At 66.5% G+C, this 14,355-nt stretch carries 18 protein-coding genes; 6 read left to right on the forward strand and 12 right to left on the reverse strand.

The window, feature by feature from the left end:
• Positions 1–51: 51 nt before the first annotated feature.
• The 5 genes from cysQ to FZ983_RS00335 all read left to right on the forward strand — a co-directional run bounded on the left by cysQ (position 52) and on the right by FZ983_RS00335 (position 3,447).
• Positions 52–828, forward strand: coding sequence for a 3'(2'),5'-bisphosphate nucleotidase CysQ (cysQ, locus tag FZ983_RS00315; RefSeq protein ID WP_149221667.1), 777 nt, complete (start codon positions 52–54; stop codon positions 826–828).
• Positions 825–1,658 carry a ferritin-like domain-containing protein gene (locus FZ983_RS00320; protein ID WP_149221668.1) on the forward strand — a complete coding sequence of 278 codons (834 nt, stop codon included), beginning with the start codon at positions 825–827 and terminating at the stop codon, positions 1,656–1,658. Before cysQ ends, FZ983_RS00320 begins: the two co-directional genes overlap by 4 nt.
• A 13-nt stretch (positions 1,659–1,671) precedes the next feature.
• The gene (locus FZ983_RS00325; RefSeq protein WP_149221669.1) at positions 1,672–2,655 is read left to right on the forward strand and encodes a homoserine kinase; all 984 of its coding nucleotides are present in this window, start codon (positions 1,672–1,674) and stop codon (positions 2,653–2,655) included.
• On the forward strand, positions 2,652–3,128 hold the full coding sequence (gene rnhA / locus FZ983_RS00330) for a ribonuclease HI (protein ID WP_149221670.1): 477 nt from the start codon (positions 2,652–2,654) through the stop codon (positions 3,126–3,128). Before FZ983_RS00325 ends, rnhA begins: the two co-directional genes overlap by 4 nt.
• Positions 3,129–3,210: 82 nt before the next feature.
• The gene (locus tag FZ983_RS00335) at positions 3,211–3,447 is read left to right on the forward strand and encodes a hypothetical protein (protein WP_149221671.1); all 237 of its coding nucleotides are present in this window, start codon (positions 3,211–3,213) and stop codon (positions 3,445–3,447) included.
• Positions 3,448–3,507: 60 nt separating this feature from the next.
• Here FZ983_RS00335 and FZ983_RS00340 read toward each other — a convergent pair whose 3' ends face one another.
• The 3 genes from FZ983_RS00340 to FZ983_RS00350 all read right to left on the reverse strand — a co-directional run bounded on the left by FZ983_RS00340 (position 3,508) and on the right by FZ983_RS00350 (position 6,647).
• Positions 3,508–3,990 carry a peroxiredoxin gene (locus FZ983_RS00340; RefSeq protein WP_149221672.1) on the reverse strand — a complete coding sequence of 161 codons (483 nt, stop codon included), beginning with the start codon at positions 3,988–3,990 and terminating at the stop codon, positions 3,508–3,510.
• 137 nt (positions 3,991–4,127) lie between these two features.
• On the reverse strand, positions 4,128–4,481 hold the full coding sequence (locus tag FZ983_RS00345) for a zinc ribbon domain-containing protein YjdM (protein WP_149222420.1): 354 nt from the start codon (positions 4,479–4,481) through the stop codon (positions 4,128–4,130).
• 90 nt (positions 4,482–4,571) lie between these two features.
• Complete coding sequence (locus FZ983_RS00350) at positions 4,572–6,647, reverse strand: protein-disulfide reductase DsbD domain-containing protein (protein ID WP_149221673.1); 2,076 nt, start codon at positions 6,645–6,647, stop codon at positions 4,572–4,574.
• A 194-nt stretch (positions 6,648–6,841) separates the two neighbouring features.
• Between FZ983_RS00350 and FZ983_RS00355 the strand changes: the two genes are divergently transcribed.
• Complete coding sequence (locus FZ983_RS00355) at positions 6,842–7,432, forward strand: YqgE/AlgH family protein (RefSeq protein WP_149221674.1); 591 nt, start codon at positions 6,842–6,844, stop codon at positions 7,430–7,432.
• A 22-nt stretch (positions 7,433–7,454) separates the two neighbouring features.
• On the opposite strand, the gene moaE is transcribed toward FZ983_RS00355, so the two are convergent.
• The 9 genes from moaE to uvrC form a co-directional block, all read right to left on the reverse strand.
• A complete protein-coding gene (gene moaE, locus FZ983_RS00360) occupies positions 7,455–7,907 on the reverse strand; it encodes a molybdopterin synthase catalytic subunit MoaE (RefSeq protein WP_149221675.1) in 453 nt (150 codons plus the stop codon).
• A gap of 4 nt (positions 7,908–7,911) precedes the next feature.
• Positions 7,912–8,163 (reverse strand): molybdopterin converting factor subunit 1, encoded by a 252-nt coding sequence (gene moaD, locus FZ983_RS00365; protein ID WP_149221676.1) that lies wholly within the window; start codon positions 8,161–8,163, stop codon positions 7,912–7,914.
• A gap of 10 nt (positions 8,164–8,173) precedes the next feature.
• On the reverse strand, positions 8,174–9,427 hold the full coding sequence (gene glp, locus FZ983_RS00370) for a gephyrin-like molybdotransferase Glp (RefSeq protein WP_149221677.1): 1,254 nt from the start codon (positions 9,425–9,427) through the stop codon (positions 8,174–8,176).
• Between the two features lie 70 nt (positions 9,428–9,497).
• A complete protein-coding gene (locus FZ983_RS00375; protein ID WP_149221678.1) occupies positions 9,498–10,127 on the reverse strand; it encodes an HAD hydrolase-like protein in 630 nt (209 codons plus the stop codon).
• Positions 10,128–10,180: 53 nt separating this feature from the next.
• Entirely contained in the window at positions 10,181–10,510 is a 330-nt protein-coding gene (locus tag FZ983_RS00380; protein WP_149221679.1) for a hypothetical protein, read from the reverse strand.
• Between the two features lie 5 nt (positions 10,511–10,515).
• Complete coding sequence (locus tag FZ983_RS33915; RefSeq protein ID WP_188092213.1) at positions 10,516–10,686, reverse strand: hypothetical protein; 171 nt, start codon at positions 10,684–10,686, stop codon at positions 10,516–10,518.
• Between the two features lie 179 nt (positions 10,687–10,865).
• A complete protein-coding gene (mobB, locus tag FZ983_RS00385; protein WP_149221680.1) occupies positions 10,866–11,366 on the reverse strand; it encodes a molybdopterin-guanine dinucleotide biosynthesis protein B in 501 nt (166 codons plus the stop codon).
• An 11-nt stretch (positions 11,367–11,377) separates the two neighbouring features.
• The gene (pgsA, locus tag FZ983_RS00390) at positions 11,378–11,980 is read right to left on the reverse strand and encodes a CDP-diacylglycerol--glycerol-3-phosphate 3-phosphatidyltransferase (protein WP_014247629.1); all 603 of its coding nucleotides are present in this window, start codon (positions 11,978–11,980) and stop codon (positions 11,378–11,380) included.
• 78 nt (positions 11,981–12,058) lie between these two features.
• Positions 12,059–13,969 carry an excinuclease ABC subunit UvrC gene (gene uvrC, locus FZ983_RS00395; RefSeq protein WP_149222421.1) on the reverse strand — a complete coding sequence of 637 codons (1,911 nt, stop codon included), beginning with the start codon at positions 13,967–13,969 and terminating at the stop codon, positions 12,059–12,061.
• Positions 13,970–14,355 lie beyond the last annotated feature (386 nt).

Consider the following 14,355-nt stretch of genomic DNA (forward strand, 5'->3'; position numbering starts at 1 on the left):
CCGCTGTCGGGCACGGTATGCTGACCGTTCATACCAAAGGGAGTTCACCCCATGCCCGATGCCGCTGTGGCGAGCCTGCTGCCGACGGTCCGCACCATCGCCCATGAGGCCGGTCAGGTCATCCTGCGCTTTTACAACGACGGCATCGACGTCGCCACCAAGGTTGACGGCAGCCCTGTCACGCAGGCCGATCAGGCGGCGGAGGCGGTGATCATCCCGGCCCTGCACCACCTTCTGCCCGGCGTCCCGGTGGTCGCGGAGGAGGCGGTGGCGGCCGGCCACCGGCCCGACATCTCCGGCGGACGCTTCTGGCTGGTCGATCCGCTCGACGGCACCAAGGAGTTCATCTCGCGCAACGGCGAGTTCACGGTGAACATCGCGCTGATCGAAAATGGCGTGCCGGTGCTCGGCGTCGTCTATGCCCCGGCCACCGGCGACATGTACACCGCGGCCGGTCCCGGTACCGCGGTCCATTGCGCGGAGGGGCGGCACGACCATGCCATCTCCGTCCGCAACCCGCCGCCCGACGGGCTGACCGTCGTCGCCAGCCGGTCGCACGGCAGCGGGTCGGTCCTGGACGAGTTCCTCGGCCAGTTCACCGTCAAGGACCGGGTGTCCTGCGGCAGCTCGCTGAAGTTCTGCACGGTGGCCAGCGGTAAGGCCGACCTCTATCCGCGCTTCGGACCGACCAGCGAGTGGGACACCGCCGCCGGCCATGCCGTGCTGATCGGCGCCGGCGGCCGGGTGGAGCAGCCGGACGGCTCGCCGCTCGTCTATGGCAAGGACGACATCCTGAACCCGAACTTCGTCGCCTACGGCTGGAAATGACCTCCTCTGTCTCGTGCCTGGGCGATGCGGCGACCGCGGTTCTGACCACCGCGGCGCCGCTGGAGAAAGTGCGCCTTACCCGTGACCACGCCGCGGCATGGCGCGACGGCCTGCTGTCGCCCGACGTGCCCGTTCCGCCGCCCGACCGCCCTGCCCGCCCCGAGCGGCCGGAGTTGAAGCTGCCGCGCGACATGCCCAAGCGCGGGCGCGGCGGCAGCGCGCAAAACCGCATCGCCCTGCTGCACGCGCTGGCCCATATCGAACTGAACGCCATCGATCTTGCCTGGGACATCGTCGCCCGATTCGCTCCTCTCGGCCTGCCGAAGGGCTTCACCGACGACTGGGTGCAGGTGGCCGACGACGAGGCGCGGCATTTCCGGATGCTGGAGACTCGGCTGAACGCGCTGGGTTCCTCCTATGGCGACCTGCCGGCCCATGACGGTCTGTGGCAGGCGGCGACGGAGACCGCGCACGACCTCGCCGCCCGGCTGGCGGTGGTGCCGATGGTGCTGGAGGCGCGCGGGCTGGACGTCACGCCGGAGACGGTGCGCCGCCTGCGCGATTTCGGCGACGCGGAGAGCGCCGACCTGCTGCAGACCATCCATGACGAGGAAATCAGCCATGTCGCCGCCGGCCACCGCTGGTTCGTCCACCTCTGCGCCGAACGCGGGGCGGAGCCGGTCGCCCTGTGGCAGGAACTGGTCGGACGCCATTTCCGCGGCGGGCTGAAGCGCCCCTTCAACGTCGGCAGCCGCCAACTCGCCGGCTTCGGCCCGGAATATTACGAGCCGATCACGCCCGAAATTGACCGCAAGCCGGAAACCCGGTAAGGCGCTGCACATCATGGCCGTATACACCGAAGTCACCGACGAGGATCTCAGCACCTTCGCCGCCCAGTACGATCTGGGCGCGGTGCTGTCGTGCAAAGGCATCGCGGAGGGGGTGGAGAATTCCAACTTCCTGCTGGTGACCGAACGCGGCCCTTACATCCTGACGCTCTACGAGAAGCGCACGAGGAAGGAGGATTTGCCCTTCTTCCTCGGCCTGATGGAGCATCTGGCGGACAAGGGCATCGCCTGTCCCCTGCCGGTGGCGGCGCGCGACGGCGTGGCGTTGCGCGAGCTGTGCGGCCGGCCGGCGGTGATCGTCACCTTCCTGGCCGGCATGTGGCCGCGCCGGATCATGCCGCAGCATTGCGCCCAGCTGGGCGAGGCTCTGGCCCGCCTGCATCTGGCGGTCGGCGACTTCCGCATGGAGCGGCCGAACGCTTTGGCCCTGCCCGGCTGGAAGGACCTGTTCGCCAAATCGGCAGAGCGTGCCGACGAGGTGGCGCCCGGCCTGCGCGCGACGCTGGAGGCGGAACTGGCGGCGCTGGAGGCAAATTGGCCTGTCGGCCTGCCGGCCGGCGTCATCCATGCCGATCTGTTCCCGGACAATGTCTTCTTCCGCGGCGACAGCCTGTCCGGCCTGATCGACTTCTATTTCGCCTGCAACGACTTCTTCGTCTACGACGTGGCGATCTGCATCAACGCCTGGTGCTTCGAGGTCGATGGGTCCTTCAACGCCACCAAGGCCAGGCTGCTGCTGTTCAACTACCGCAAGGTCCGCCCTCTGTCCCGCGAAGAGCTGGACGCCCTGCCCTGGCTGTGCCGCGGCAGCGCGGTGCGTTTCCTGCTGACCCGTCTCTATGACTGGCTGAACCATCCGCCCGGCGCCTTCGTGCGGCCGAAGGATCCGCTGGAATATCTGCGCAAGCTGCGCTTCCACCAGTCGGTCCGCGGCCTGGGCGACTATTTCCTCGACGACTCCGATGCAGGCGGGCGATGACCGACGGCTCCACCCCGACTGAATCCGGCGGCAAGACCGTCGACATCTTCACTGACGGTGCTTGCAGCGGCAATCCCGGTCCCGGCGGCTGGGGCGCCATCCTGCGCTATGGCGAGGTGGAGAAGGAGCTGTATGGCGGCGAGCCGGCGACCACCAACAACCGCATGGAGCTGATGGCCGCCATCATGGCGCTGGAGGCCCTGAAGAAGCCGGTGACCGTCCGCCTCTTCACCGACAGCGAATATGTGAAGAACGGCATCACCAAGTGGATCCATGGCTGGAAAGCCAAAGGTTGGATGACCGCCGACCGCAAGCCGGTGAAGAACGTCGATCTGTGGCAGCGCCTGGAAGAGGCGAAGAGGCAGCACCAGATCGAATTCCACTGGGTCCGCGGCCATGCCGGCCACCCGGAAAATGAACGCGCCGACGAACTGGCCCGGCGCGGCGTGGCCGACGTGCGGGCGCGGGGCTGAACGAAGATCCGGGCGCTGGCGAGCGCACATCAATGTGCGCTATGGTTGTGACGGTAAGACCTGATGCCTGGGATGCCGCAGCATGGCCGACAACGCCGACCTCAGCCTGTTGATGGAGCGCGTCAACGAGATGATCGCCGGTCAGCGGCGTATCCAGGACGACCTCACCACCTTGCGCAGTGATGTCTCGTGGCTGAAGCAGAATGCGGCGACCCGCAGCATGATGCTGGCGCAGACCGAAGTCATGAGCCAGTTCGACAGCGTCCTGGCGACACTGGACGGGCGGATGGCGACCATCGAGGCGAAGCTGGCGATCTGATCGGCCAATCAAAAGGAAACGCCGCGCAGGAGATCGAGTCCCGCACGGCGTCTCGTAGACTCAAACCTTCTCCAGCACCGCCTCGGCCGAAGACACCTCGAACTTGCCGGGGGCCTCGACGGCGACGTGGGTGACTTTGCCGTCTTCCGCCACCAGGGCGAAGCGCTGCCCGCGGGTGCCCAGGCCATAGCCCGAACCGTCCATGGTCAGGCCGAGCGCCGTGGTGAAGGTGGCGTTGCCGTCCGGCAGCATCTTCACCTTGTCGCCGACGCCGCCCTTGTCACCCCAGGCGCGCATCACGAACGGGTCGTTGACCGCGAGGCAGATGATGCTGTCGACGCCCTTGGCCTTCAGCGCGTCGGCCTGCTGGACGAAGCCCGGCAGATGCTTGGCGGAGCAGGTCGGGGTGAAGGCGCCGGGGACGGAGAACAGGACGACCTTCTTGCCCTTGAACAGCTCGTCGGTGGTCACTTCCTGCATGCCGTTGTCGGTCAGCCACTTCAGCGTGACGGACGGAATGGTATCGCCAACCTGGATGCTCATCGTCTCTAACCCTTCCCGTTTTTGGGTTTGTCCCTATTGGTCGGGCCGGACCCTCTTCGCGGAGCCCGGCCCCGCATCCCTTCTATCCCCCGCGGCCGATGGCCGCAAGGTAGGGTTGGCGTCCCACACGGGCGGCATCAGGCCTTCTTCACGAACTCCGACTTCAGGTTCATGGCGCCGATGCCGTCGATCTTGCAGGCGATGTTGTGCCCGTCCGCACCGTCGACCAGACGGATGTTCTTCACCTTGGTCCCGCCCTTCACCACCAGCGACGAACCCTTCACCTTCAAATCCTTGATGACGGTCACGCTGTCGCCGTCGCTCAATGGGTTGCCGTTGGCATCCCGGATGCCCTGCCCGGCCTCAACGTCCGCAGCGGCCGTGGCCGTGTCGGGGTTCCACTCGTGCCCGCAGTCGGGGCAGTTCCACAGGCTTCCGTCATTGTAGGCGTTTTCGGAGCCGCACTGCGGGCAGTTGATCTGATCGTCCATCATCGTCCTCATGGCGCGGGAGAGCCTCCCGGAGGCGCCCTGTTACCGCAGAATAGCCGCAACGGCCATAGGCCTTTTCCCGATGCCCGATCAGGCTCCCTTTCCGGCCGCCCTGTTCAGCGCCTCCAGCACCGCGCCGTCGCTCAGCAGTTCCGGAAGGGCGATGCCGTCCGGCGCGCCGGGGCCGTAGACGATGTTGAAGGGGATGCCGTACCGGCCGTGGTCGGCCAGGAACTTGGCGATCGCAGCGTCCGGGCGGGTCCAGTCGGCGCGCATCGCCACCAGCGACGGGTCCTCCATCCGCTTGGCGACCTCGTCGCGGTTCAGCACCAGCTTCTTGTTGGCTTGGCAGGTGATGCACCAATCCGCGGTGACGTCGACGAAGACGATGCGGCCGGCTGCCACATGGTCGCGGATCGCGGATTCCGCAAAGGGCACCCAGCGCGTCTTGGCCTCGCTGACCACCGGCGCCGCACCGGCGGAGGGTCCGACCGCAGCCGGCATGGAGAAGGCGGCGATTGCCAGCACTCCGGCGAGCGCCGGTCCGGCGATCCGCGCCGCACCGCGGGCGCTACGCCCGATCCAAAGCGCCAGCACCAGCCCCGCCATCAGCAGCCCGACCGTGGCGGCAGCGACTTCGCCGATCTGCGCAGTCAGCACCGACAGCAGCCAGACCGCCGTCAGCATCAGCGCGAAGCCCAGCACGATCTTCAGCGTCGCCATCCAGCGCCCAGGGCGTGGCAGGCAGCCGGCCACCCGCGGCCATGCCGCCACCGCCAGATAGGGCAGCGCCAGCCCAACGCCCAGCGCCACGAAGATCGCATAGACCTCCACCGGCCCTTTGGACAGCGCGAAGCCGACCGCCGTACCCAGGAACGGCGCCGAGCAGGGGGTTGCCAGCAGGGTGGCGAACATTCCGGTGGCGAAGGGGCCGGCCAGCCCCTCCCCGCCCAGCCGGTCGGCCAGCACGCGCGGCAGCGGCACCTCGAACAACCCCCAGAGGTTGGCCGAGAACAAGGTGACCAGCACGACCATGAAGACCAGGAACAGCGGCTGCTGGAACTGGATGCCCCAGCCGACCGCCCCGCCCGCCGCCTTCACACCGACCAGTACCGAAGCCATCAGCAGGAAGGAGGTCAGGATGCCGGCGGCACTCGCCAGGAAGCCGGCGCGCACCGCGGCCGGGGCCCGCCCGCCATGCTTGACCACCGACATAAGCTTCAGCGACAGCACCGGCAGCACGCAGGGCATCAGGTTCAGGATCAACCCGCCGAGCAGCGCCACGCCCAGCATCGCCGCCAATCCGGCACCAGCAGGAGCCGACAGGGCTCCACCGGCGGATGCCGTCGCCGGCGCCTCCACCGCCTTGTCGCCATCGACCAGCGTCAGGGTCATCGCGCGCCCGGCGAGATCCAGGCCCGGCTGCGGTTCGGTCACGGTCAGCGTCAGGCGGACATGGCGGTCATTGTCCGAAAAGACGGTCTTGGGTGCGGAGAAGGTCAGCGGTGGTTCGGTCTCCACGAACAGGTCCGGGGTGACGAAGCCGTCGGCCGCGGTCGCCTCCACCTCCAACATGGTGCCGGTGGCGCGCACCGCGTCGATTCTCAGCAGTCCGTTCGGCCCCCGCGGCACCAGTGCCTGCGCGCGCGCCACGTTGTTCGCGGCATCGCTCGGCTCCGCCGGTCCGGCCGGCAGCGCAAGGGCGAGGTTCAGCGTCTGCGGCACGCAGATGTCGGAACAGACCAGCAGTTCCGCCGTCAGCGTCAGATCGACGGGCTTGCCGGGCTCGGCAGGCTTGCCCTGGATCGGGAACAGGACCGCGGTGTCATAGCCGGCGGTCTCGAACCCCAGAACGGAGAAGCGGTGCGGGGCCGGATAGGACAGCGTCGCATCGGTCAGATTGCCGGAGCCGCTCCAGTCGAGCCGCGGGGCGAATCCGGCATCGCCGGGGGAGCGCCAATAGGTCTTCCATCCCGGCTCCAGCCGCAATTCCAGCCCCAGCGGCAGCGCTGTCAGGTCACCGGTGCCGCGCACGGCGGAAACCAGACGCGCCTCGACCTGCCCGGCCTTGACCCAGGACCCGACGCCGTTCTGCGCCGCGGCGGGAAAGGCGCCGCCCGCCAGAATGGCCAGCAGCAGCACTAGGAGGGAGGCATGTCTTTTCATCGTGCGCACTGTTCTCTTCCCGGGAAGGGGCGCAACCGTGCCCCCGACGCCCTATATGATAGCTCATATACAGGTGACAAAGCTCGACCGGTGCTGTCACACTCCGGTGAAAGCGTCGCCAGAGCGCCAACCACAACCGACCGTACGGACGGAAGCGGTTTACCGCACCGGACCGACGACAAGGATAATCGACCATGCCGCGCCTGACCAAGTCTCCGGACTCCAAGACCACGGAATCGCTGACCGGCCAGCTGCTGATCGCCATGCCCGGAATGGAAGACCCACGTTTTCAGCGTTCGGTCATCTATGTCTGCGCCCACAATGAAGATGGTGCGATGGGGCTGGTGGTGAACCGGCTGTTCGGGTCGATCACGTTCGAAGACCTTCTGGAACAGCTCGACATGAACATCCCGCAGCCGATGAACAACCTGCCTGTCCACTACGGCGGGCCGGTGGAATCGGGCCGAGGATTCGTTCTGCACTCCACCGACTATGTCCGTGACGGCACGTTGGTGGTGAACGACGATGTCGCGCTGACCGCCACCATCGACATCCTGCGCGCCATCTCCGAAGACCGCGGCCCGCGCCGCAACATCCTGCTGCTGGGCTATGCCGGCTGGGGTCCGGGCCAACTCGACGCCGAATTCCAGGCGAACGGCTGGCTGAACGTGCCCTGCGACGAACAGCTCCTGTTCGACACCGACCTCGACGCCAAATGGGAACGCGCCATCGGCAAGCTGGGCGTCAGCGTCTCCATGCTGTCGGGCGAAGCCGGTCACGCCTGACCGGCCCGGTTCCTTCCACTCTTCACTCCGCCCAGCGCGCCGCCGCGGCATCGTCGCTGTCCTTCGCCTCGACCCAGCGCTCGCCGTCCGGCGTGGCCTCCAGCTTCCAGAAGGGGGCCTTGGTCTTCAGCCAGTCCATCAGGAAGCGACAGGACTCGAAGGCGGCATCGCGATGGGCCGACGCGGTGGCGACCATCACGATGCGGTCGCCCGGCTCCAGCCGGCCATGACGGTGAATCACCAGCACATCGTCCAGCGGCCAACGCCTGCGCGCCTCCTCCTCGATCGCTTCCAGCTGTCTTTCGGTCATGCCGGGATAGTGTTCCAGCGTCATGGCGCTGACGGCCTCGCCGCCGGCGATGTCGCGCACCAGCCCGACGAACATGGCCACCCCGCCAACGCTGGTGCGACCGGCGGTGAAGGCGGCATATTCGGCGCCGACATCGAAATCCTCGGCCTGGACGCGGATCGCCATGGCGTCAGCCCCCCGTCACCGGCGGGAACAGGGCCACCTCGTCGGTCGCCGCGATGGGGTGGTCGTAGGGCACATGCTCCTGGTTCACCGCCACCTTGACCACCTTGCTGTTGGCCAGCGCCTCGGCATGGCGGGGGCTGCGGGTCTTCAGCCACTCGACGAGATCACCGGCGGTGGCGACCTCCGCCGGCAGGTCCACCGTCTCCGTCGGCACGCCGATCTTGCTGCGCAGCCAGGCGAAATAGAGAATCTTCATCACGCGTCCCCTAGAGGAATTCTTTGAAAGGCACGAAGTCGACGATCATGCCGGGTTCGACCCGGGCAAGATCCTCCGGCAGTTCGATCAGACCTTCTGACTCGACCAGCGACGACAGGACGCCCGCCCCGTCGCGCGGGTATTTCATGGCGGCGAGCGCGCCATCCGGCTCCCGCATCAGCGACCCGCGCAGGAACTCGCGCCGGCCCGGCTTCTTCTTGTGGGCGAAGGCGGCGCGCACCGGGATCGGACGCGGAGCCTCGTCCAACGCCCCCATCAGTCGCAGCAGGATCGGCCGGGCGATGCGCAGGAAGGTGACCACAACCGCGACCGGATTGCCGGGCAGCCCGACGAAGACCGCATCACGGACACGGCCGAGGGCGACCGGCCTCCCCGGCTTGATCGCCAGCCGCCAGAAATCAAGCCGCCCGTTCGCCTCCACTGCCGGCTTGACGTGATCCTCCTCGCCGGTGGACATGCCGCCGGAGGTGATCAGCGCGTCATGGCCGGCCGCAGCCTCCGCCAGGGCGTCGCGAATCGTCTCGAACCGGTCCGGCAGGATGCCAAGGTCGGTGACTGCGCAGCCCAGCCGGGTCAGCAGCGCGATCAGGGCATAGCGGTTGGCGTCATAGACGGCCCCCGGCTCCAGCGCCTGCCCCGGCTGCCGCAGCTCGTCGCCGGTGGAAAAGACCGCCACCCGCAATCTGCAGCGCACCTCAAGCGTCGCATGGCCGAGCGACGCGGCGAGCGCGATGTCCTCCGGCCGCAGACGGCGCCCGGCGGCCAGCACGACCGAGCCCTCGCGCACATCCTCGCCGGCCAGCCGCCGGTTCACGCCTCGGCGGTTCCCGGCCGGAAGCGTGACGGAGGCGCCGTCGCTGCGGCAATCCTCCTGCATGAAGACGGTGTCCATCCCCGCCGGCATCGGCGCGCCGGTGAAGATGCGCACCGCCTCCCCCCGCGCCGCCGGCCGGCCGAGCCATTGCCCGGCGGCAACCCTTGCCCTGACCGGGAGGACCGTAGGACCGTCGGCGGCGAGGTCATCGAAGAACACGGCGTAGCCGTCCACTGCGGCATTGTCGTGCGGCGGCACGTTGAAGGGCGCGACCAGGTCGGCGGCCAGCACCCGTCCCAGCGCGTCGGTCAGCGGAGCCGTCTCGGTCGCCGTCACCGGTCCGACCCGTCCGGCCAGCAGCGCCAGCGCCGGCTCCACCGCCATCATCGGCCCGCCGAAGGCGAAGCAATCATTGTCGAGTTGCACCATGGCCGCCACTCTAGTCCGTCGCGGCGCCGGCTGCGAAGAGGGAAAAGGCATGCTTTCCGGGACGTGGCACTTAGCCGCCGAAAAGCCCGGCAATCTCCTCCACCCGTGTCAGCAGCCGATCCGGCCGCCGCGCCGCCAAAGCATCGCCGCGGGCATAGCCCCAGCTCACCGCGGCACATCCCATGCCGAGCTTGCGCGCGGCGTCGATGTCCCGCACCTCGTCACCGATGCCGACAGCCCGGTCGGCCGGAACGCCGGTCACCTGCAGCATCCTGCGGAACTTCGCCGCCTTGCCGAACAGCGAGGCGCCACAGCCGTAATGGGCGACATGCCCCGCCGCCTCCGGCCCCAGGATCGCGCGGATGTTCGCAGCCGAGTTGGAACTGACGATGGCGACGGTCACGCCCCGGTCGTTCAGCGCGCGCAGCATGCCCGGCACCCCGTCGAATAGACGGATGCCGTCTATGTCGCGCGCCATCAGGCGGCGCATGTGGTTGGCGATGAAGGGCAGCTTCCAGGACGGGACGCGCAGGTGCCGCATGATCTGCCGCGCGTCGTATCCGCGCAGTTGCTCGACCTCGTCCGGCCGCACCCGGTTGAAGCCGTAGCGGTCGGCCACACCGTTCAGAACGCCGATGAACCAGGGAAACGAGTCGGCCAGCGTGCCGTCGAAATCGAAGATTGCGAGTTGGTAGGACAAGACGAAATTTCGCTTACGCTAGTGGGCCGAAGCCTGATCGCCACGAGGTATGCCTAGGCGATGTCGTAAGTTTCTTTGCCGTTTTTGATGACGAACTTACCACAGACCCAGCACTTGACCAGAAACTTGGATTCTGGATCGTTGCGAGTGTACGTATACATCACGTAAGAGTTCGCCTTTCTGCGGACCCAAAGATCACCAGCGTTGGTTCCATTGATTGCATAGTCGCTGCCCTGATCCGGTATTCCATGAAGGCTGTCGACTATGTCGCGAACATCGTCCTGTTCAGCTGCCGATATCGTGCTCAGGCGCTGATCAAATTGACGGTGCAACTCAATCAAAACTTTTGGCTTTGGCGTCAGGGATAACGGCTCATCCGACACTTAAATCAACCCTTTTTGTAGGGCAACCAGCCTCCCGGCTTGTCACCTTCAATCTTCAAATCTGAAATGAGATCGGAAATTTTCTTTTGGCTCTTTGCATTCAACGCGATCTTGACTGGCGCCGTTGGGGGCTTCGTTCCCGTTGAAAGGGGCTGTTGCGGTTTCGGTGCCGTCATCGCGGGCCTCACTAATAAATCGGTCTCTAACATATATGTGGCGACCTTTATCCTGTGGAGTCAACGATAGCAGATTCAGACTTTGCGTATAGCACTGTCAGAGTCAGGGATAACTCTAACGTCCAAACGCTAGAAAGTCACTTGCAAAAAATCAACGAAGGTTGCAACGCGACCGGCGATCACCCCAAACCGCAACGCTTCACGATCAGCGCCGCAACCGCTTCCGCGTCGTTCAGGTCGAGGACCGGCACCGGACAGTTCGGCACGGGGCTATCGCTGGCCACCGCGATGATTGTGGGATCGTCCGGCGCGATCAGCGGCTTGTCGACATCGGCGCGCCAGACCTCGATCTTCTCGTGCCGGTCGCGCTTGAAGCCCTCGATCAGCAGAAGGTCCACCGGCGCCACCTTGCCGATCAACTGGTCCAGCGTCAGTTCCGGCTCGCCATCGCGCAGTTCGTGCATCAGCGCCCAGCGGCGGGGGGAGCTGACCAGCACCTCGGTCGCGCCGGCGACGCGATGGTTGTGGCTGTCCTTGCCGGGATGGTCGATGTCGAAGCCCTTATGCGCATGCTTGACCGTCGAGACGCGCAGGCCCCGCCCGGTCAGTGCCGGGATCAGACGCACCATCAGCGAGGTCTTGCCGCTGCCGCTCCAGCCGGTCAGCCCGAAAATCTTCATCTTGGAAACTCTCAACCGGCGCTGCGGGCGGAACGGGCGGAACCGGGCTTCGCCGGTTGCTCGGCCATCATGTGGGTCAGTCCGGCACGCATGTAATCCCACCCGGTGTAGAAGGTCAGGGCCGCGGCGATCCACAGACCCACCGTGCCGATGATGGTCACCGGCAGTTCCGCCGGACCATAATCGCCGACGATCAGGAAGCCCAGCGCGATCATCTGGATCGTCGTCTTCCATTTGGCCAGCCAGGTCACCGGAACGCCGACATGCAGGCCGGCCAGATACTCGCGCAGGCCCGACACCAATACCTCGCGCAGCAGGATCACCACCGCCGGCAGTATCGACAGGCCGGTCAGCCGATGGAACCCCGCCAGCATGATCAGCGTCGCCGCGACCAGCAGCTTGTCGGCGATGGGGTCCAGGAACTTGCCGATCACGCTTTCCTGCGCCCAGGCGCGCGCGAGATAGCCGTCGAACCAGTCGGTGATGCAGGCGGCGGCATAGAGCGAGCAGGCGGTATAGGCGGCCCAGGCCTCCGGCACATAGAACAGCCCGACCACCACCGGGATCACCGCGATGCGCGACAGGGTCAGCAGGTTTGGCAGGCTGGTCAGCATGACGGAAAACTCGAACCGCTGGAGGATGTCGCCGCACGGCGCCCGTGAGGAAGCCGCCCGTTTGAAGGTGCCCGCATTCTAACCATCGGGATGGAAGTGATCGTATATCTTTTTCGCAACGGCACGATTGATCCCTTCCACCTCTTCAAGATCGGCCAGCCCGGCCCGCGCGACCGCCGCTCCGCTGCCGAAATGGTGCAGCAGCGCCTTCTTCCGGGCGGGGCCGATGCCCGAGATTTCGTCGATGGGCGACTTTCCGATGGCCTTGGTCCGCTTGGCCCGGTGGGTGCCGATGGCGAAGCGGTGCGCCTCGTCGCGCAGCCGCTGCAGGAAATACAGCACCGGGTCGCGCGGTTCCATCTGGAAGGGCGGGCGATTCTCCATGAAGAAATGCTCTCGGCCCGCGTCGCGGTCCGGCCCCTTGGCGATGCCGACCAGAGTCACGTCGTCGATTCCCAGCTCCGCGAACACCTCCAGCGCCACGTTCAACTGGCCCAGCCCGCCATCGATCAGCACCAGATCGGGCCAGCTTCCCAGGCTGCGCTCCGGATCCTCCTTCACCGCCCGGCCGAATCGGCGGGTCAGCACCTCGCGCATCATGGCAAAGTCGTCGCCGGCCGCACCCTCGCTCCGGATGTTGAACTTGCGGTAGGCGTTCTTGATGAAGCCGTCCGGCCCGGCGACGATCATCGCGCCGATCGCATGGGCCCCCTGGATGTGGGAGTTGTCGTAGACCTCGACCCGTTCCGGCGGCGCATCCATGCCGAAGGCTGCAGCCACCCCGTCCAGCAGGCGCGCCTGGCTGGAGCTTTCGGCCAGACGCCGCCCATGCGCCTCGCGCGCGTTGGTCAGGGCATGTTCGACGATCCGGCGCTTCTCGCCACGCTTGGGCTCCGCCAGTTCCACCTTGTGCCCGGCGCGGACGGCCAGCGCCTCGCTCAGCAGTTCCAGTTCCGGCAGGGCGTGGCTGACCAGCACCAGCGGCGGCGCGGCCTTGTTCTCATAGAACTGCGCGATGAAGGCGGCCAGCACCTCATCCGTCTCCGCCGCCTTGTCGTGGCTGGGGAAATAGGCGCGATTGCCGTAGTTGCGCCCGCCGCGGAAGAAGAAGACCTGGATGCAGGTCACGCCGCCTTCGGCATAGGCCGCGATGACGTCCGCATCTTCCACCACCCCCTCGACATTGATGTCCTGGTGGGCCTGGATCGCAGTCAGCGCGCGGATACGATCGCGGTAGCGCGCCGCCGTCTCGAAATCCATGGCGTCGGAGGCGGCCATCATCCGGTCGGCGAATTCCGTCTGGATGTCGCGGCTCTTGCCGGACAGGAAGGCGCGGGCCTGATCGACCTGCGCCCGATACTCCGCCGGGCTGACACGCTCCACGCAGGGCGCCGTGCAGCGCTTGATCTGGTATTGCAGGCAGGGCCGCGTGCGGCTGGCGAACACGGTATCGGCGCAGTTGCGCAGCAGGAAGGCGCGCTGCAGAGCCGTGATCGTCCGGTTCACCGCCCCCGCAGACGCGAAGGGACCGAAATAATCGGCGTCGCGCCCGCGGGCGCCACGATGCTTGGTCAGCTGCGGATAATCGTGGTCCTTGGTGATCATGATGTGCGGAAACGTCTTGTCGTCCCGCAACAGCACGTTGTACCGCGGCATCAGCTTCTTGATCAGGTTCGATTCGAGAAGCAGCGCCTCCACCTCGGTGTGGGTGTTGACGAACTCCATCGTCTCGGTCTCCGCGACCATGCGCTGGAGCCTGATCGGCAGCTTTCCCACCTGGGTGTAGTTGGTCACCCGGCGCTTCAGGTTGCGCGCCTTGCCCACATACAGGACTGCCCCATCGCCCGCCAGCATGCGATAGACGCCCGGCGTCTGCGGCAGCGTCTTCAGATGCTCACGAATGATCTCGACGCCCCGGTCGATGTCGGCCGGGCGCCGCTTCGGCCGTGCGGCCGCGCTTTCGCCGGCCGCCGCATCGGCAGAGGACATGGCGTCGGCGGCGTCTGCCGGCTCTGCGGCGACAGGAGCCTGGGGGTCGGAGGAATGCGTTTCGGACATGACCAGAATGTCGTCGAGCGGCCGGCGCGGGTCAACCGTTGGGCACAGGGAGGGAACAAATGGAGCGACTCACCCCTCCGAAAGAATATCCACGAAACCTGTGGATAAGTTTGTCGATAACGGAGGGAGTAGCTCGCCCGGAGCTAGGCGCCGCAAGGGCTCCCATGCATCCGCCTATTTTTTAGGCATTTTCGTCAACCCATTGATTTCCTTAGGCCAGGTCCGAGTCAAGGGAGGGAATTGACGCGCGACCGCAAAAATGTCGCGGGGTCGCCGGCGCCTCTTGCGCGGGGTGGGGCACCTGTGTAAAACGCGCG

It is taken from the genome of Azospirillum sp. B21 (assembly GCF_008364825.1).
In the GTDB taxonomy this organism is placed as follows: domain Bacteria; phylum Pseudomonadota; class Alphaproteobacteria; order Azospirillales; family Azospirillaceae; genus Azospirillum.